We start from the raw sequence: 16,871 nt of genomic DNA, 5'->3' as shown, positions 1-16,871 counted from the left end.
GCTCCACTGTTACAATCGACCAAAAGCGTCGTTTTCACCGACTCAAAGGTGTCTTTGACACGTTTCGCGTAGTTGTGACTTGCAGATGTCGAGCAACCGCCGGTACGGTTGGTTGAGATACTCACGAAGACAGTGAATTGCAACGATGACCCAGTCAGCGTAGCCACCATTTCCTTGCTGAAGTGCTGGCTGAGGCTCACCAACGACAGATTTTTGAGACAAATCGACGCATCTGTCGGTGAAGCGGGCGAGTTGGGTGGGCATACTCGACTCGTTCCCGCTTCAATCACTCATAATCCTCGCCAACAACGTCTCTCGCTAGCGTCTAAACACGGCCCGCGTCCTGTATTCAGTACGATCGCTAAAACCTATCACCACTTGAGGGATTCAACGAAGCCCCGAGACGGACCCGCTCAGTACCCCGTCCCGAGCGCTCGGTTCGCCGTGAGAACGGCGAACGTGACCCCGAACAGCACCGCTAGGATCGCGAAGGAGACGCCCCAGCCGAACAGGTCGGCTGCGAGGCCGACACCGAACGAGCCCGCGGAGCCGATCACGGTGTAGACGGTCCGGACGAGTCCGAATCCGGCGCCGCGCTCCGCGTCGCCGAGCGCGTCCATGAATCGCGGATCGATCGCAGAGAAGAAGCTCGCACCTGAACCGGCCAAAAGCACCGCGACGCCGACGCCGATCCATCCGGGACCGAGGACGAAGGCGGCGGTGCCGACCGCGCCCGCGAGCATCGCCGCGCCGATGGCGACGTCGCGATCCGCCCGGTCCGAGAGCCGACCGAGCCCGACCTGGGCGACGGCGCGGACGACGAAGAACGCCGAGAACACCCCCGCGGCGACGGACGGTGAATAGCCGCGGAACTCGACGAGGAACGTCGGGAGGAACGACATCACGCCCTGCACGACGTACGTGCCGATCATCGCGACGAACAGCGGAAGGAGCACGCTCGGCCGCGAGAGAAGTTCGACGAGCGGCGCGAGCGCGAACCGTTCCCGCATCGGCTGGTCGGGGCGCCGCGGTTCGGTCGGGCGGACGCGCCACGCGAACAGGAGGAACACCGGTGCGCCGACCAGCGCGGCCAGCGCGACCGCGGGACGCCAGCCGTATCGGACTCCGACCCACGCAGCGGCGACGGGCGCGACGAGTCCGGCGAGCGGGCCGCCAATCGAGTGGAGCCCGATGGCCGTCCCGAGGTTGTCGAACGTCCGCGACAGCAGCGTCGTCGCCACCGCGTAGTGGAGGCCGGCGACGAGTCCCAAGAGGACCGCCGCCAGCACGAACGCCGAGTAGACGGGCGCGAGCCCCAACACCACGCTCATGGCCGTGGTCCCGCCGACGGCGACGAGGATCACGAGGCGCTCGCCGTACCGATCAGCGAGCACGCCGCTCGGGAACTGAGCGGTGCCGTACGCCAGCCACATGCCGGAGAGCGCGACCCCGATGGCGGTGTTCGATACGGCGAAGTCGTCGACGATGAGCGGGACCACGGGGCTGATCGCCAGCCTGGCGAAGTACGTCACGAGGAAGGCGAGCATGCACAGCGACAGCACCGTGTGGCGGTACTGCCAACTCATCCGACTGTCACGGCGAGTCGTCGGTCCGGTCCGCGCTCAACGCTTTCGGTTCCGGCGCGGGGGTCGTTGAGGCCGGAGGTGATTCAACACGTCCTCAGGCGACCGCATCCGGATCGACGCGGCTCCCGACCCACAGCAGCGTGGCGACGAGGCCGAGGACCGTGAGCGAGAGGAGCCACCGGAAGACGGCAGGTAACCCCGCCGACGCCTGCACCCCAATAACCAGCAGGAGCGTCGGCCCGCAGCAGACGACCCCTGAGAGTAATTCCGGTACCCCGCGGCGGCGACCACGCCCGCCCCGATCCAACGTAGCTCGACAGGTGAATTTCATGGGGACGCTCCGTGCTCAACGGGCTAACAGCCGAAGCAGAGTGTGAGACTCACACCGACGATTGCTCACTCGTCTCCGTCCTCCGGCGCGCGGTGGCCGGGTGACCGGCCCCTTCGGAGACGGTCCGCGATGGCGGCGCCAGCGGTGCGCGGGTCTGCCTCGGTGACCTTAACGGGGTCGCCGACGGCGACGCGTCCCGCTTCGACGACGTCACAGCAGAGCCCGCCCCGGTTCTGTAGCGCCGAGGCGAGTCCGTCCTCGCCGGCCAACTGCTCGACGCGTGCGCAGGGTGGACGCCGGCGGGTCGGTCGCAGGCGCGCGTCGCCGACCGCAAGGGTGGCCCCGAGCAGGTCGTCCATACCCGATCCGAACCCCTCGACGACGACGTTCCGGCGGTGCCGGCCGTCTGAGACGTCGATTCCCGTCTCTCGGCGGACTGCATCGAGCGCCTCGGCGGCGACGAGCGTGACCGCGCAGCCGTCGAGTTGGAAGTGGCCGTCACCGCGGTAGTAGCGGTCGCCCTCCATACCGCCCGGACGGATCTCGGCGGTCTCCCGTCGCTCGGGCGGCGCGCCGCCCTCTGGAGCCGTGATGAGCGCCCGGACGACGCCCGCCGCCTCGTCGTCAGTCACGGCGCCCCGCCGAGCAGGGTCGAGTCGTCCGGCTTCAACCACACGCGATGAGCGTAGTAGAGGAGGGCAACCGGCGGCGCGGCCAGCGCGACCAGCGCGTACAGCCATTTAAAAAGGCCGAAGTCGGCGACGCCGCGCTCGTCGAGCGACAGCGCGTCGAGGAGGACCGCGGCGGTCGCGAGCGGCGCGAGGAGATAGCCGTGGGCGAACGCCACGGCGGCGCCAGCCGGCGTCCCCGCCGAGAGCAGCGCCCAGTCGATGGCGTAGAGGACGGTCCACCCGCCGGCCGCGACGGCGAGGACGAGGAGCCACGGGCCGTCGAACCGCCGGTCGGGCGCGTCCGGGGTCGACCCGTCGGAGTCGTCGGGAGAGGCTGCGGCGTGCGTGCTCACGGGAGAACTGCGGGCCCGACGGTACTCAACGTTCGGATGGGGACGGCTCGTCGTCCAACGGCCGGGGGCTCGCGGCCGGCGGGCGGGCTACTCGTCGAAGGTGCCGGCGGTGAGGTACCGCTCGCCGCTGTCCCAGTAGACGGTGACGACCAGTGGCTCCGCTCCGACGTACGCGCCCGACTCGCGGAGCGCCGCGGCGACGTCCTTCGCCGCGAGATTCGAGGCACCGGAGGACTGTCCCACGAGGAGGCCCTCCTCGCGCGCGAGCCGGCGGCACTCGGCCTCGGCGTCCTCGATGTCGGCCGTGTGGACCTCGTCGATGAGGTCGACGTCGAGGTTCGGCGAGACGAACCCCGGCCCCATCCCCTGAAACGCGTCGTGTCCGGGCTCGCCGCCGGAGAGGACGGCGTTGTCGCTCGGCTCGACCGCGTCGATCCGCACGTCCGGGAACGCCTCGCGGAGTCGACGGCCAAGACCCGTGAGGGTCCCGCCTGTCCCGACGCCGGCAACGAACGCGTCGACCGTGCGATCGCCGACCTGTTCGACGACCTCCGCGCCGGTCGTCTCGTAGTGGGCCCGCGGGTTGGCGGGATTCTCGAACTGCCGCAGTTGGACCGTCTCTGGCTCGGCCGATAGCTCGTCGGCCCGTTCCTTTGCCGCGGAGATGTCGCCGTCGACCAGTTCGAGGTCGGCGCCGTACGCGCGCATGAGCCGGCGGCGCTCCACCGACTTCCCCTCCGGCATCACGAGCGTCACGTCGTACCCCTTGACGGCGCCGACCATCGCCAGCCCGATACCCGTGTTCCCCGAGGTGGGTTCGACGATCCTGTCGCCCGGTTCCAGATCGCCCGCCTCCTCGGCCGCTTCGACCATGTAGAGCGCCGGCCGGTCCTTGGCGGAGCCGCCCGGGTTACGCGACTCGACTTTCGCCGCCACAGTCGTTCCCGCGGGCGAGTCGACTCGGACGAGGGGCGAGCCGAGTCCCTGCAACACGTCGTCGTCCATTACACCGACGAACGGGCCCGGTACTCAAATGCCCGACGGACCGCGGCAAGGCGCGTCGGGACCGCGGCCGCAGTTGCCACCGACGCGCCGTTTACAAGGACGCCCGACGTACCGGGGCGCATGACGCTCGAAACGCTCGTGCCCGACGGCGCGGACGCCAACTCTCTCGACGACGACGTACTGACCGCGCTGGGCGCTGGCGACTACCGGTTCAAGGTGTGGGGCGGCGACTGGTGCGGCGACTGTCGGCGACAGCTCCCCGCGTTCGCGGCGGCGCTCGACGCGGCTGGCGTCCCCGACGACCGAATCGAGGACTTCCCGGTCACGAAAGGGCCGGACGGGAAGGAAGGCGAGGGCGTCGACGAGTACGGCATCGACCTGATCCCGACCGTCGTGGTCGAGTCGGCCGACGGTGTGGAGCTCGCTCGCTTCGTCGAGGAGGAGGACGTCTCCATCGCAGAGTACCTCGCACGCGAACTCGCCGAGGCCGAGGCGAGCGCCTGAGTTCGTAGGCAAACCACCGACGTCGACCCCGCTGTATCTCGGTCGCTACCCGTCGAACTCGGCGACGATCTGGTCGCGTATCGCCGTGGCGTCCACGGGCGCCCACGCCTCGATGTCGTAGGTCACGTCCGCGAGCACCTCCAACCGGTCGGCGTCGCTCTCGCTTATCGCGTCGACCGCATCTGCGGAGAGCCGTTCGAGGACCGCTTCCGAGAGACGCTCGCGGTCCACGTCACGGTCGGGCACGTCGAGGATGTGCGGGAGATCTTCGGCGTCGGCTGGCAGCGACGGGAACGCGGCGGGGCCGACCGCGAGGGCGACGTCGTCGGCGTCGAGTCCGTCGTCCGGATCGGCGGCCGTCGGCGACGCGTCGCCGTCCGCTGCCAGCGCCTCCGGCGGGGCCGGCACCAGCGCGTACTCCGCGACGGCGACGTCGATCGCGGCGGCGATGGCGTCGTCGTCGACCTCGGCCCGCTGTTTATAAGCGAGCTCCGAGAGCGCGTGCGACAACTCCGCGCGAGTGAGCCAGCCGAACAGATCCACGACCCCGGCGAGGTCGTCGCGCGCGGCCACGCTCGGCGTCCCGCCGTCCGTCGAAGGACCGTCGGTCCCGCTTCGGTCGGTCCCGTTTGTACCGGTCATCGGTCAGTCCTCCCCCGGCGACGGCCCCGAGGGCTTCGTCGGCCCCTCAGTCGGAGACCGGTGACCGTTCGTGCGCACGTCGCCGTTCCTCGTGACGCGAGTCGGCCCGACCGTCGGCTCTCCGTCGTCGGTCGCAGCGGCGAGGTCAGCCCGCGCTGCCTCGGCGACTTCGGCGGGCGTGATCGGGGCGTCGCGCCACGCCGGAAGGCGGGTGTCTGTCTCCGGTCGACCCAGCGCGTCGGCGTACGTCTCGACCTGCGAGCGCTCGCCGTCGCGGTCGTAGTCGAGCCCGTTGAACGCGGCATCGGTCTCGTACCCGTCGATCATAGCCTCGGCTGCCTCGCGGTAGCGGTCGGCGAGCCGCTCGTAGTCGACGGTGACGCCGCCGTCTTCGACCGCGCGCAGAGTCGCCTCGCCCACGGCCCGGCTCATGTCCGCGAGGCCGGTCGGCCCGTCGACGGACCGGTGGTCGTGCTCGTAGCGGCCGAGGTCGACCTGCGCACTTCCCGCGAAGCCCGCGTGGGTGTACGCTTCGCCGAGCGTTCCGACTTCGAGCCCCCACCCGCGCTGGACTCGTAGCTTCGAGACGAGCTCTGACGTCGCCGCGAATTCCCCGGCGAGCGCGTATCGGAAGGCCTCGAGGTACTCGATCACGCCCGCCTCGCGGCTCCCGGTGGCGTCGGCGAGCGCGCGGACGAGCGGGCGGAAGAACAGCCTGAAGAGGCGACCGTACAGCGCGCCGTCCTCGACGCGGGCGTAGTACCCCTTCGAGAACGAGTGGCCGTTCGCGACCGGGAACAGCAGTCGTTCGACGAACGCCGGCGAGTACGTCTTCGTGTCGGCGTCGTGGACGACGACGTACTCCTCTTCCATGGCGCGGCCGAGCGCGAGCCACACGTCCCGGCCCTTTCCGCGTTCGCCGTCGAGCCCGCGGTCGGCGAGGAGGTCGGTCAGTCGGGGGCCGCCGCACCAGAGGGTCTCAACGTCGAGGTCGAAGCCATCGAGCCACCGGGCGAAGGGGCCGACGCGGTCGGGGGACGCCCGAAGCGGGACGATCAGCTTTGCGGGGTCGACCGTCTCAAGCGCCGTGAGGACGCGCTCGGCCGCGAGCGTCCCGTACTCGCGCTCCGTCATCGGCACCACGACCGCCGCCCGGCCGGTTGGGGCGTCCGGCCGGTGGTCGGTCAGCGCGTGGAGCGTCGTCACGCGCTCTTGAACGTACTCCATTATCACCGAACAGGAGCGGGATGCCCTAAATAGGTGCGATACCCGTGGGGCGTGCCGACACACCGGACGCGCGGTTCGGGGGCACCGTCGCCGCGGGCCGCGATGGTGGGCGATCCCCGGCGGTCACGCGGCCGATTCCGCGCCGGCCGCGCCGCCCGGAATGCGGCCCAGTCGCTCCAGTACGGCGTACGCGAGGATGACGACGCCCAGTCCCCCGCAGAGCCCGAGGAAGACGGCGTCGTAGGTGGCGCCGGCCTCGACCGCCTCGCCGACCGCCCACGACCCGGCCGCCTGCGTCGACATCATGCCCGCAGAGTAGACTGCGTACGCCGACGCCCGAGACCCGTCCGGCAGCGATGCCAGCAGGAAGGTGTCCATCGCGGGGAACAGCATGTGGATGGCGAAGCCGACAGCGACGCTGGCGGCGACGACGACGGCGAGCCCCGAGGAGGCGACGACGAGAACGACGCTGAGGAGGAACGCCGTTACGATTCCGAGGATGTACGGCACGTGCGGGAGCCGGTCGGCGAGATCGCCGGAGACGAGGAAGGCGGGGACGCCGGCGGCGAAGATCACTGTGAGGAGGTTGCGCGCGGTCGCCGGCGCAAGCCCCTTGTCGACCATGTATAGTTCGTAGAAGTTGAACAGCCCCTGCCAGACGAATCCCGTGAGTCCCATCAGCACGACCGCCGTCAGGATGAGCTTCCACTCGGAGCGCGCGCCGCCGAAGAAGTCGGTGTCGCTCGCGCCGGCGTCGGGGAGGTCCGTCCTCGAGGCGAGGAGCGCGAAGAGGACCGTCGTCGAGGCCGCCGCGACGGCGAGCCCGTAGAAGGCGACCCGCCAGTCGTACCACAGCACGACCGTGACGACGGGCGCGGCGGCGACTGCGGCAAGCTGGCTTGCGGTGCCGTGCACGCCCATCACGCGACCGACGCGCTGCGGGAACAGCTCGGCGATGAACGGGTTGGCGGCGACGAAGTAGACGCCCGAGGCCAACCCGATAGCGAACGCGGCGGCCATCAGCGTCGGCACGCCGGGTGCCAGCGCGACGCCGAGCGCGCCGAGGGTCAACATCGCCCCGGAGACCAGGATCACCAGCCGACGGGAGAATCGCGTGAGCGCCCAACCGGCCGGGAGTCGCGGGGCGGCCGAGCCAAGCCACGCGAGCGTGACGATGAGCCCGGCGGTCCCCTCACCGATCGCGAACTCGCCGATGAACTGCCCCACGAGGGGTGCGAACACGACGCGCGCGAAGTTGACGAGGAACACCATCGCGCACAGCGATCCGAACAGCCGGGTCCGTGACACAGGCGGTCTTCACGTCGCCCCGAGACAAGCGTTGCGAAAGCGCGACGCCTCCGGGTCGTTTCGCCTCGTTCCGCGTCCACACGGGCCACGATCTGGAGGACGATCCACCGGCCGTGGTCCGACTTCCGTCGTACGGGGTTTTTATACCCCCACGCGATCAACCGAGAGATATGAAATCGACGCGAAAGGGACTCCGCGACGGCGACTTGTTCAAGGACACGTACGAGCGACTGAACTGCGCCGACTGCGATAAGGTGTTAAAAAAGAAAAACGACCCAGACGAGGTGTTCTCTGTCCGGATGTGTCCCGAGTGCAGCGCGACGTACAAAGAGCTGCGCTGACGGCCGCAGCGCCGCGATCTCCGTCTCTGCTCCCTTCGCCGTCCCACTCTCTTCGCCTCTCGCGCCCGCCGAGCGGCCGCGACCGCTCACGGTCGGACCGCCGCCGCGGCCGATTCCGTCGTCGTCCGCGCCGCCGTCGTGACGGTCTCGATCCACCGGTACGTGGCGTACGCGTCGACCACGCCGCGAGCGTCGCGGTCGCCGCTCGCGAGGGCGCGGTCCGGCTCCGCAAACGCCGGGAGGAACTGCGCCGCGAGCCACCGGCCCAGCGGGCTCTCGCTCGCCGCGAGCGACGCCGCCGACTTGATCGCGTCGTCGCGCGCCGCGCCGACCGCGTCGGCGCTCGCCGGGAACATGGTCTCGCCCGCCTCGATCCGCGACGCCACGGCGTCGATACCGCGGAACCGAGCGCGCGCGAGCACGGTCCGCGTGAACGCGGTCGCCGGGTGCTCCGGCTCGTAGTCGTCGAGCGGGATCGGGTCGAACCGGACGTCCTCGAAGGTCCGGTAGAGCGCCGTCGAGAGCAGCGACACGCTCGGGGCGTCCTCGGGGATCGGCCGCTCGTCGAGGAACCCCTCGGTCCCCGGGTTCGACCGGAGCCGTTCGGCGTCCTCGCCGTGAGCCGCCGTGAGTCGCTCACCGATCTCGGCCCCGATCCGCTTCGCCGCCCGACGGAGCGCGTCGGCGACTGGCTCCGACGCGGTGAGTAAGGATCGGTACCGGTCGCGGAGGTGCCGTCCCGCCTCGACGTACGACTGGATTCGTTCGAGGTCCCCGACCGCCTCGCCGACTCGGAGGGGATTCGCTTGGCGCTCGACGCCCGCGTTCCCGCCCATCAGCGTCCGGCGCCGCGACTCGTCGTACCAGCGCTCGATCGGTCCGTACACCGCGCCCCCGGTGATCGGGTCGGACGCCGCGCCGGGCAGCGAGTCGAGCGTCTCCGCCGCCCGAAACCGGACCGAACTGACGGCCGGGGCCACCGCTTCCGGGTCGCCCGCGACGGTCACGTCGGCCCACGTGCCGACGGCGGTCGCGGCGTGGTCGCGCGCCGTCGCGTACCGCTCCGCGGCCACTAGGGGGACCGGGGACTCTTCCGGCGCCGGGAGCGCCTCGCGGGCGGCCGTCCGCGCCGTTTCGATCTGCTCGCGGATCTCGCCGTTCGGGAGAGTCACCGCGGTCAACGGCTCGGGGAGCGGACGCAGCAGTCGGTCGACCCGGTCGGCGAACGCGGTCGCCGCCGCGGGGTCGAAGTCGACCGGGACCACTCGCGGCCGCTCCGGCGGCGACGCGTCGAACGCGGTCGGAACCGCGTCGACGTCGAGCGAGGGCGGATCGCTCCAGAACCGGGGATCGCCCCCCGAACAGCCGGCCAGCGTCCCGAGCGCGGCGGCGCCACCGACCGCGAGCGCCTCGCGTCTGGAGAGACCCCGCGTCACGCTCCGTCACCTCCCTCGCCGATGGCCGTCTCGTTCCCGGGCACGGTCGCGTTGCCCTCGATCACCGCGTAGTCGGTCTCCGCTCCCCGACACGGCGAGCGGCCGCTCGAGCCGGAGCCGTTGAGCCGCCCGTCGATCACGACGGGGAGCCGGAAGACCAGCGCGAGGGGGACCCGCGTTTCGGCCTCGCACGCCTCGTCGGGCGGTCTGAGTTCCCGACAGTACTCGTACTCGATGCGTCCGGGCTGCCACGAGACCGACCGGATTCGGAGGCGGAGACACGACTCGATTCCGGCGCGTGCGACGTACACCGTCTCCGCGTCGAAGTCCGTCTCGTCGAGGAACGACCGGATCCGCCTCCGGTCCGCGTCGGCGACGCCGTCGGCGACCAACAGATTGGCCGCCTGCTCCGCGCTCGTGACGAGTTCGCGCCCGATCGGGATGGAGTCTCCCTCGCCGTTGGTCTCGGCGCCGTCGAACACGACGGCGTCGCCGTTCGGGTTTCGGACCTTCAGCACGGTCGGATCCGTGTCGGTGCCGGAGGGCCGCGGCCGGTCCGACTCCGACTCGTCCTCGAGGGCGCCGCTGAGACAGCCGGCGAGCGCGCCGACTGGAAGGCTACTCAGGAGGGCTCGTCGCGTCGGGGACATGACGGCGGGTTGGATAGATCCCGGTAAACGTCTTGTGGGACGGCGCTCGCCGGCCGATCACTCGAACACCGCGTCGAACGCAGAGGCACCCAGCGGGTCGAAGGTGCCGGCAGCGACGTTCTCGCGGACGTGTTCGGGGTCGCTCGTGCCGACGAGTGAGGAGGTGACGCCCGGCGCGCTCCGAGCGAAGTTGAGCGCGCGCTGTGCGGGAGTTCCCCCCGCGAGCGTCGCGTCGACGTCGGCCGGGATCGCGCCCTCGCTCGCGAGGTCCCCCTGACCGATGCTCGCGCTGGTCACCACGGAGAGGCCGGCCTCGTGAGCGAACTCCAGAGCCGAGACCCGTTCGTCACCGTCGCCGTCGGGGAGCCGCTGGTTCCGGCGCGTGAACGCGTCCGCCATCGCGACGTTAAACGGGAGCTGGATCGCCTCGAACCCGTGGTCGTCGTCGGGGCCGACCGTCTCGCCTGCGGCCTCGGCCCGTGCGAGGACCTCGGCGAGCGAGAGATACCGCTCGTCGCCCTCGGGGACACGGAACGCGTCCCACGTGGCGACGCCGTAGGCGCCCACGTCGCCGGCCACGCGCCGACGCTCTAACGCCTCGAATGCGGCCGCTAACTGGTCGTACACCGCCTCGTGGGACCGGGTCGCGAGCTGCGTTTCCGGGTTGTGGATATAAAAGCAGTCGACGGTGTCGAGCCCGAGCCGATCGAGCGACCGGTCGAGCGACCACTCCAGGTACGCAGGCGCTATCGCGTGCGCCCCGTTGGCGAGGTCGGCGGCGTCGACGATTCCGGTTGAGAGAAAACGTTCGCGGACGAACGCCGCGGGGTCGTCCGGGCGCTCCCCGTCGAAGGGGAGGAAGCCGCCCTTCGTCGCGACGACGACGGCGTCGCGGTCGATCGGGGAGTCGCGGACCGCCTCGCCGACGACGCGCTCGGCCCGCCCACAACGGTAGTTGACGGCGGTGTCGACGTGGTTCACCCCGGAGCGGAGCGCGAGTCTGATCGACTCGCGGGCGGCGTCGTCGACTGCGGCCGTGGGCTCGCCCAGGTAGGTGCCGATTCCGACGCTGGACATCACCCCCGGGCCGAAGCGCCGGAAGTACGTCCGGCCGAAGGCGTCGCCGAACCGGTCGCGGTACGCCCAGAGCGCGTCACGGGTCGCCATGTTCGTTCGACCGGTGGCGTCGCGGGGGGAAAAGTCGCGCGGCGTCGACCGGGGCGCGGCGAGAGGTTCGAGCAGTCACCCGAAAAATCTGTAAACTCGTTTCGAGCGTGTGTAACACGTCGGACGCTCGGCCGACACCGACAAAACGACTATACGTCATCCGAGAGTCTGTCGGGCAATGGCCTCGCTCACCGACCACCTGTCCGACCTCGTTGAGGATGCGGACGCAGTGCTCCTGTTCTCGCCGACGAGTTCGTTTCACGCCCGATTCGACGAGGGCGACACGGAGATCGTCGTCGTCGCCCCCGACAATGCCGTCGACGCCGAGCCGTTCGTCGAACTCCCGCTCCCGTTCGACAACGTCAAGGACCGTATCCGGTTCGGGATCGAAGGCGCGATGGACGCCGGGTTGGTCGACGAGGGCGACGAGGTCGTCTGTATCACGTCCGTCTTCGACGGGGGGTCAGACGCGGTGGTCCGCGTCACTGTCGACGAGACGGTCCACACCGGCATCTACGACCTGTTCGTCAATTCCCGGGCGGAACCGAGCGTCATCCGTGACGTGTTCGAGGTCGCGATCGAACTCGGGCAGAAGGGACAGAAGGGGAAGCCGGTGGGCGCGCTGTTCGTCGTCGGCGACGCGGGGAAGGTGATGAAAAAGTCGCGCCCGCTGTCGTACAATCCCTTCGAGAAGTCACACGTCCACGTCGGCGACCCCATCGTCAACGTGATGCTCAAGGAGTTCTCGCGGCTCGACGGCGCGTTCGTGGTCTCCGACTCCGGGAAGATCGTCTCCGCGTACCGCTACCTCGAACCCGGCGCGGAGGGCGTCGACATCCCGAAGGGACTCGGCGCGCGACACATGGCGGGCGGCGCCATCACCCGAGACACGAACGCGACCGCAATCGTCCTCTCGGAGTCTGACGGCCTCGTCCGGGCGTTCAAAGGGGGCGAACTCGTCTTGGAGATCGATCCGGAGGAGTACTGACCGACCATGCCGGTATCGAACGCGTTCACGGAGTTGGTGGCGAGGGTGCCCAACCGGATATGGCTCGCCCTCTTCGTGCTCGCCTTCGGCCTGTTCGTGGCGGCCGTCGTCGGGGCGATCAACCGGCGCCTGCTGACCCGAGCCGGCGTACCGGAGGCGATCGAGGGAACCGCCTTCGAGCGCACTGTTCGGGAGTTCAACACGTCGACCGTCCGGATCCTGGCGCAGCTGTCCAGCTACTTCATCGTCGCCGTCGCGATCATCGTCGCCCTGACCGTCGCGGACGTCAACTACCTCGACCAGTTCTGGTCCTCGGTCGCCTCCTTCCTTCCCCGCCTGTTCGTCGCCGTGATCGTCATGATCGTCGGCGTCGTGGTCGGCGACAAGGCGGACCTGATCGTTGCGGAGCGGCTCCGCGGGATTAAGCTGCCGGAGGTGGGTATGTTGCCGCCGCTCGTCAAGTACAGCATCGTGTACGTCGCCGCGCTGATCGCGCTCGGACAGGTGGGCGTCCAGACGCTCGCGCTGGTGGTGTTGCTCGCGGCGTACGCCTTCGCCGTCGTCCTCTTCGCCGCCATAGCAACGAAGGACCTCGTCGCCAGCGCGGCCGCCGGGGTGTTCCTCCTGCTCCGGGAGCCGTACAGCGTGGGCGACGAGGTCAGGGTAGCCGGCGAGCGCGGTATCGTCCAAGAGGTCGACGTGTTCGTCACGCACATCGAGGCTGACGGCGAGGACCACGTGATCCCGAACCACTCGGTGTTCCGTGACGGGATCATCCTGATCCGAGACTGAGACGGGCACGTTCCAGGGCCCGACCCCGCGCTGACTACCGACCGGCGATCCAGGTCGCTGGCCGTTCCCACGCCGTGGGATCAGGTGTCACGATATAACCAGTTCGGGAAGCCAGGTTCACCCATGAACCACGACGACGCAGACGCCGTCGCCTGCGACGGATGGGACGGTAGCGAGTGCGAGGGCACGATTCACTGTCCGGCGCGCTGTCCGCGGTTCGTCGACAAGGAGGGCGCTCGGTGGACGATCCGCCCCGCCGCGCCGGAGGACGCCGCGGCGCTCGCCGAGATGTACGAGGGGTTCGGGACCGCAGACCGCGCACAGGGGCTCCCGCCGGCGGCGCGCAAGCGCCGGGCGGACTGGATTCGGGCCATGCTGACCGAAGGGAACAACGTCGTCGCCGAGCGAAACGGAGCGGCGCTGGGCCACGCGATGTACACGCCGACCGATGCGGACCGCCCCGAACTCGCGGTGTTCGTCCACCCGTCGATGCAGGGGCGCGGCGTGGGGACCGAGCTTTGTCGACACGTGATCGCGAACGCCTCGGCCGCGGGGCGCGAGGGGCTCGAACTCCACGTCGAGAGCGGGAACCGCATCGCCCGACGCGTCTACCGGACGGTCGGGTTCGAACTCGCCGACCGCCGCGGTGAGCTTCGGATGGAACTTGACCTCGACGACCCGGTCGCGACCGAGGTCCGCTGGCCGCCCCTCGCGCGAGAGGGGTCCGCGTCGCCGGCCCGCGACGAACCGCCCGCTGCCGGGGGCCACGCGCCGGCAGACGACTGAGATCGCCGTGGCGATCGAGTGCCGATCGTCCCGCTCCCGGGTGGTCGGGCGTCGCTTCGACCCCCGCCACCACAACCGTTAGGCTCGCCCGTCCCTCACGCCCACGTAGTCGTGGAGGACGCCATCGAGTGGCTGCGGAGCCGACCGTTCTACGAGGGACAGATCGCGGAGCACCGCCGACTCCCGGCCAGAGAGCCCGCGTTCGGCGACGTCGACCTCGCGTCCCGGATGGCGGACGCCCTTGCGAAAGACGGGATCGACCGGCTCTACCGCCACCAGGCCGACGCGATTCGGGCGGTCCGCGAGGGCGACGACGTGGTGCTCGCCACTGAGACGGCGAGCGGGAAGTCGCTCGCGTACACCGTCCCGGCCTTCGAGGCCGCGATGGATCACGGGGGACGGACCCTCTATCTCGGGCCGCAGAACGCGTTGATCGCGGACCAAGAGGAGGGGCTGGGCGACCTCGCACACGGGCTCGGCTTCGGAAGCGGCGTCTCGGTCGACTCCTACACCGGTCGGCTCTCGCGGTCGGAGAAGCGCGACGTGCGCGACCGCGAGCCGACGGTCCTCCTCTCGAACCCGGACATGCTCCACTACGCGCTGTTGCCCTACGCCGGGCGCTTGTGGGACTGGTTCTTCTCGTCGCTGGAGTACGTCGTGATCGACGAGGTGCACAGCTACCGCGGCGTGTTCGGCTCGCAGGTCGCCATGGTCATGCGTCGGCTCGCGCGAACTTGCGAGCGGTTCGGGTCGAGCCCGCAGTTCGTCTGCTGTTCGGCGACGATCAACAACCCGGTCGAACACGTCGCGGCGGTGACCGGTCGCGACCCCGAGGGGATCACGCTCGTGGACGAGGACGCGTCGGGTCGCGGACCGCGCGACTGGGTGTTGTGGAACCCGCCGGAGTACGACGACGACTGGGCCGAGCGCGGAAGCGGTCGCCGGAAGTCGAATCACACGGAGAGCAAGCGACTCTTCTGTGACCTCGTGGCCGCCGGCGCTCAGACGCTGGCGTTCACGAGGGCGCGCCAGACGGCGGAGCAGTACGCGACCGACAGCGCGAGCGACCTCCGCGACCGCGGCGAGCGCGACCTCGCGGGGAAGGTGGGCGCATACCAGGCCGCCCTGACGAACGAGCGCCGACGCGAGATAGAGACCGCCCTCCACGCCGGCGACCTCCGGGGCGTCTGGTCGACGAGCGCGCTCGAACTCGGCGTCGACGTCGGCGGGCTCGACGCCGTCATCCTGGACGGGTACCCCGGCACGCGGATGTCGGCGTACCAGCGTGCGGGGCGGGCCGGCCGCGGTGACGACCCCGCCCTCGTCGTGATGGTCGGCGGCGAGGATCAGCTCGACCAGTACCTGATGAACAATCCGGCCGACTTCTTCGACGCGCCGCCGGAGGACGCGATCTGCGACCCGGAGAACGGAGAACTGCTCCCCGGCCACGTCGCCTGCGCGGCCGACGAGCGCTGGCTCTCGCCCGACGACGAGCGCTACTTCGGCGAGACGTTCCCGGGCGTCGTCGCGGACCTCACCGACGAGGGAATCCTCGACAGGCGGGACGTCGCCGCCGGGACTCGCTGGACCTACGCCGGCTCGTCGAGCCCGCAGCAGTCCGTGAGCCTCCGGACGGTGGGCGACCGCGAGGTCGACCTGATCGACACCTCGCGGAACGAGACGGTCGCCTCGCTCGGATTCGCGGACGCACTCCGCGACGCCCACCCGGGCGCTATCTACCACCAACAGGGGCGCACCTACGAGGTGACGGCTCTGGACCTCGACCGCGACGTGGCAGAACTGCAGTCCTCGTGGGCCGACTACTACACGCAGCCGCTCACCGAGAAGGACATCGTCGTGAACGAGAACCTCGCGGAGCGCGAACTCGCCGCCCGCGCAGACGTACCGGTCCGGTTCGCTGACGTGACCGTCACGGAGCAGATGACGGGGTTCGTCCGGAAGGACGCCAAGACCGGCGAGTCGCTCGGCGAGTCGATGCTCGACCTGCCCGAGACGACGCTGCGGACGAAGGCGCTCTACTTTCCGGTTCCCGGCGACGTGGAGTCGGAGATGCGGTCGATCGGGAGTCGCGAAGGAGACGACGCCGACGCGGCGGCGCCGACGGACGACGGCACGAGCGCGGCGGACGCCGGCGGGACGCCGACCGATGGCGGTGGAAACGCCACCGGAGCCGGGGGCGAGTACGCGTTCAACGGCGGGATCCACGCGGCCGAGCACGGGATCATCTCGCTGTTCCCGTTCCACCTGCTCTGCGACCGCGCCGACATCGGCGGGATTTCGACGCCGTACCACCCGCACACGGACGCGCCGGCGGTGTTCGTCTACGACGGCTACCCGGGCGGGGTCGGCCTCACGCGCCGGGGCCACGAGCGGATCGAGGAGCTGATGGCGCGCACCGCCCGGCTCATCGACGGCTGCGACTGCGAGGGGGGGGTGTCCGTCGTGCGTCCAGTCCCCGCACTGCGGTAACGCCAACGACCCGCTCGCGAAGGCGCCGGCAGTTCACCTGTTGGAGGAGTTGACCGCCGACGGGTAGTCGCAAGCGACTTGCCGATTCCGCCTGAGCGGGAGGTATGGCGTTCGATATCGACGACGCAACGGAGCCGGCGGCAGTGACGATGGAGTGGTTGGTGCTCGGGGCCGCGTACTTCCTCCTCATCCTGTTCCTCATCGGCGTGTTCGACCTGTTCCTGTCGCTGTACGGGCTGTTGGTCACCGGCAATTTCACGGACCCGAACGCGGTGGTCGAACTGCTCGATAGCGTGCTCCTGCTTCTGATCATCGTCGAGGTCCACCGGACGCTGCTGGCCTACGCCAAGGGGAAGCCCGTCCTCCGGATCGTGGTCAGCGCGGCGATCATCGCCATCGCTCGTCGGGCGATCAACTTCCGGCTGGAAGACTACGACACGGGTCAGGAGACGGTCCTCGCCGCGCTCGCGATCGCGGTGCTGGTCCTCGCGCTCGCGTTCGGGTACTACCTCCTCGACGGGGTGGAGGTTCCCGACCGCCCGGAGCTGTGAGCTGACCGCCCGGAGCTGTGAGCCGACCGCCGTGACCGGCGTC

At 70.0% G+C, this 16,871-nt stretch carries 17 protein-coding genes and 2 pseudogenes; 7 read left to right on the top strand and 12 right to left on the bottom strand.

Annotation, left to right across the window (positions count from 1 at the left end):
• Nucleotides 1–84: 84 nt before the first annotated feature.
• From ACNS84_RS15525 to ACNS84_RS15500, 6 genes and pseudogenes are all read right to left on the bottom strand, one after another.
• Nucleotides 85–264, bottom strand: a pseudogene (locus tag ACNS84_RS15525) (IS5/IS1182 family transposase); the annotation flags it as partial.
• A gap of 149 nt (nucleotides 265–413) precedes the next feature.
• The gene (locus ACNS84_RS15520) at nucleotides 414–1,586 is read right to left on the bottom strand and encodes an MFS transporter (protein ID WP_435075771.1); all 1,173 of its coding nucleotides are present in this window, start codon (nucleotides 1,584–1,586) and stop codon (nucleotides 414–416) included.
• 94 nt (nucleotides 1,587–1,680) lie between these two features.
• Nucleotides 1,681–1,917: a hypothetical protein gene (locus tag ACNS84_RS15515; protein ID WP_435075770.1), complete on the bottom strand. Its 237-nt coding sequence runs from the start codon at nucleotides 1,915–1,917 to the stop codon at nucleotides 1,681–1,683.
• Between the two features lie 65 nt (nucleotides 1,918–1,982).
• Nucleotides 1,983–2,549, bottom strand: coding sequence for an MOSC domain-containing protein (locus ACNS84_RS15510; protein ID WP_435075769.1), 567 nt, complete (start codon nucleotides 2,547–2,549; stop codon nucleotides 1,983–1,985).
• Nucleotides 2,546–2,941, bottom strand: coding sequence for a hypothetical protein (locus ACNS84_RS15505; RefSeq protein WP_435075768.1), 396 nt, complete (start codon nucleotides 2,939–2,941; stop codon nucleotides 2,546–2,548). Before ACNS84_RS15505 ends, ACNS84_RS15510 begins: the two co-directional genes overlap by 4 nt.
• 87 nt (nucleotides 2,942–3,028) lie before the next feature.
• Nucleotides 3,029–3,946, bottom strand: coding sequence for a PLP-dependent cysteine synthase family protein (locus ACNS84_RS15500; RefSeq protein ID WP_435075767.1), 918 nt, complete (start codon nucleotides 3,944–3,946; stop codon nucleotides 3,029–3,031).
• 120 nt (nucleotides 3,947–4,066) lie between these two features.
• Here ACNS84_RS15500 and ACNS84_RS15495 point away from each other — a divergent pair, with 120 nt between their 5' ends.
• A complete protein-coding gene (locus tag ACNS84_RS15495; RefSeq protein WP_435075766.1) occupies nucleotides 4,067–4,450 on the top strand; it encodes a TlpA family protein disulfide reductase in 384 nt (127 codons plus the stop codon).
• 45 nt (nucleotides 4,451–4,495) lie between these two features.
• Here ACNS84_RS15495 and ACNS84_RS15490 read toward each other — a convergent pair whose 3' ends face one another.
• The 3 genes from ACNS84_RS15490 to ACNS84_RS15480 form a co-directional block, all read right to left on the bottom strand.
• Nucleotides 4,496–5,092 (bottom strand): DUF7109 family protein, encoded by a 597-nt coding sequence (locus ACNS84_RS15490; RefSeq protein WP_435075765.1) that lies wholly within the window; start codon nucleotides 5,090–5,092, stop codon nucleotides 4,496–4,498.
• A 3-nt stretch (nucleotides 5,093–5,095) separates the two neighbouring features.
• Nucleotides 5,096–6,319, bottom strand: a complete 1,224-nt coding sequence (locus tag ACNS84_RS15485) for a glycosyltransferase family protein (RefSeq protein ID WP_435075764.1) — start codon at nucleotides 6,317–6,319, stop codon at nucleotides 5,096–5,098.
• Between the two features lie 123 nt (nucleotides 6,320–6,442).
• Nucleotides 6,443–7,627, bottom strand: coding sequence for an MFS transporter (locus ACNS84_RS15480; RefSeq protein ID WP_435075763.1), 1,185 nt, complete (start codon nucleotides 7,625–7,627; stop codon nucleotides 6,443–6,445).
• A 170-nt stretch (nucleotides 7,628–7,797) separates the two neighbouring features.
• Between ACNS84_RS15480 and ACNS84_RS15475 the strand changes: the two genes are divergently transcribed.
• Entirely contained in the window at nucleotides 7,798–7,968 is a 171-nt protein-coding gene (locus ACNS84_RS15475) for an HVO_0758 family zinc finger protein (RefSeq protein ID WP_435075762.1), read from the top strand.
• 86 nt (nucleotides 7,969–8,054) lie between these two features.
• Here the strand turns inward: ACNS84_RS15475 and ACNS84_RS15470 are convergent, their stop codons facing one another.
• The 3 genes from ACNS84_RS15470 to ACNS84_RS15460 are packed head-to-tail and all read right to left on the bottom strand — an operon-like array spanning nucleotide 8,055 to nucleotide 11,221.
• Entirely contained in the window at nucleotides 8,055–9,404 is a 1,350-nt protein-coding gene (locus ACNS84_RS15470; protein WP_435075761.1) for a hypothetical protein, read from the bottom strand.
• Nucleotides 9,401–10,054, bottom strand: a complete 654-nt coding sequence (locus ACNS84_RS15465; RefSeq protein WP_435075760.1) for a hypothetical protein — start codon at nucleotides 10,052–10,054, stop codon at nucleotides 9,401–9,403. The genes ACNS84_RS15470 and ACNS84_RS15465 overlap by 4 nt, the downstream gene beginning before the upstream one ends.
• 57 nt (nucleotides 10,055–10,111) lie before the next feature.
• Nucleotides 10,112–11,221 (bottom strand): aldo/keto reductase, encoded by a 1,110-nt coding sequence (locus tag ACNS84_RS15460; RefSeq protein WP_435075759.1) that lies wholly within the window; start codon nucleotides 11,219–11,221, stop codon nucleotides 10,112–10,114.
• A 178-nt stretch (nucleotides 11,222–11,399) separates the two neighbouring features.
• Here ACNS84_RS15460 and dacZ point away from each other — a divergent pair, with 178 nt between their 5' ends.
• The 5 genes and pseudogenes from dacZ (at nucleotide 11,400) to ACNS84_RS15435 (ending at nucleotide 16,828) form a co-directional block, all read left to right on the top strand.
• Complete coding sequence (gene dacZ, locus ACNS84_RS15455) at nucleotides 11,400–12,209, top strand: diadenylate cyclase DacZ (protein ID WP_435075758.1); 810 nt, start codon at nucleotides 11,400–11,402, stop codon at nucleotides 12,207–12,209.
• 6 nt (nucleotides 12,210–12,215) lie between these two features.
• Nucleotides 12,216–13,001, top strand: a complete 786-nt coding sequence (locus tag ACNS84_RS15450) for a mechanosensitive ion channel domain-containing protein (protein ID WP_435075757.1) — start codon at nucleotides 12,216–12,218, stop codon at nucleotides 12,999–13,001.
• A gap of 123 nt (nucleotides 13,002–13,124) precedes the next feature.
• Entirely contained in the window at nucleotides 13,125–13,787 is a 663-nt protein-coding gene (locus ACNS84_RS15445) for a GNAT family N-acetyltransferase (RefSeq protein ID WP_435075756.1), read from the top strand.
• 111 nt (nucleotides 13,788–13,898) lie between these two features.
• Nucleotides 13,899–16,344, top strand: a pseudogene (locus ACNS84_RS15440) (DEAD/DEAH box helicase).
• Nucleotides 16,345–16,381: 37 nt separating this feature from the next.
• Nucleotides 16,382–16,828 (top strand): phosphate-starvation-inducible PsiE family protein, encoded by a 447-nt coding sequence (locus ACNS84_RS15435; protein ID WP_435075755.1) that lies wholly within the window; start codon nucleotides 16,382–16,384, stop codon nucleotides 16,826–16,828.
• Nucleotides 16,829–16,871: the final 43 nt, after the last annotated feature.

It is taken from the genome of Halorubrum wangae (genome assembly GCF_051194135.1).
Lineage (GTDB): Archaea > Halobacteriota > Halobacteria > Halobacteriales > Haloferacaceae > Halorubrum.
The sequence above is the reverse complement of the archived record's forward strand: the minus strand, read 5'-3'. Positions and strand labels throughout refer to the sequence as shown.

What these genes read in the sequence shown, in the direction of transcription:
- ACNS84_RS15485 (WP_435075764.1), bottom strand. Translation starts at nt 6,319, where the DNA reads ATGGAGTACGTTCAAGAGCGCGTGACGACGCTCCACGCGCTGACCGAC.
- ACNS84_RS15500 (WP_435075767.1), bottom strand. Translation starts at nt 3,946, where the DNA reads ATGGACGACGACGTGTTGCAGGGACTCGGCTCGCCCCTCGTCCGAGTC.
- ACNS84_RS15490 (WP_435075765.1), bottom strand. Translation starts at nt 5,092, where the DNA reads ATGACCGGTACAAACGGGACCGACCGAAGCGGGACCGACGGTCCTTCG.
- ACNS84_RS15445 (WP_435075756.1), top strand. Translation starts at nt 13,125, where the DNA reads ATGAACCACGACGACGCAGACGCCGTCGCCTGCGACGGATGGGACGGT.
- ACNS84_RS15495 (WP_435075766.1), top strand. Translation starts at nt 4,067, where the DNA reads ATGACGCTCGAAACGCTCGTGCCCGACGGCGCGGACGCCAACTCTCTC.
- ACNS84_RS15520 (WP_435075771.1), bottom strand. Translation starts at nt 1,586, where the DNA reads ATGAGTTGGCAGTACCGCCACACGGTGCTGTCGCTGTGCATGCTCGCC.
- ACNS84_RS15435 (WP_435075755.1), top strand. Translation starts at nt 16,382, where the DNA reads ATGGCGTTCGATATCGACGACGCAACGGAGCCGGCGGCAGTGACGATG.
- ACNS84_RS15460 (WP_435075759.1), bottom strand. Translation starts at nt 11,221, where the DNA reads ATGGCGACCCGTGACGCGCTCTGGGCGTACCGCGACCGGTTCGGCGAC.
- ACNS84_RS15475 (WP_435075762.1), top strand. Translation starts at nt 7,798, where the DNA reads ATGAAATCGACGCGAAAGGGACTCCGCGACGGCGACTTGTTCAAGGAC.
- dacZ (WP_435075758.1), top strand. Translation starts at nt 11,400, where the DNA reads ATGGCCTCGCTCACCGACCACCTGTCCGACCTCGTTGAGGATGCGGAC.
- ACNS84_RS15515 (WP_435075770.1), bottom strand. Translation starts at nt 1,917, where the DNA reads ATGAAATTCACCTGTCGAGCTACGTTGGATCGGGGCGGGCGTGGTCGC.
- ACNS84_RS15450 (WP_435075757.1), top strand. Translation starts at nt 12,216, where the DNA reads ATGCCGGTATCGAACGCGTTCACGGAGTTGGTGGCGAGGGTGCCCAAC.
- ACNS84_RS15465 (WP_435075760.1), bottom strand. Translation starts at nt 10,054, where the DNA reads ATGTCCCCGACGCGACGAGCCCTCCTGAGTAGCCTTCCAGTCGGCGCG.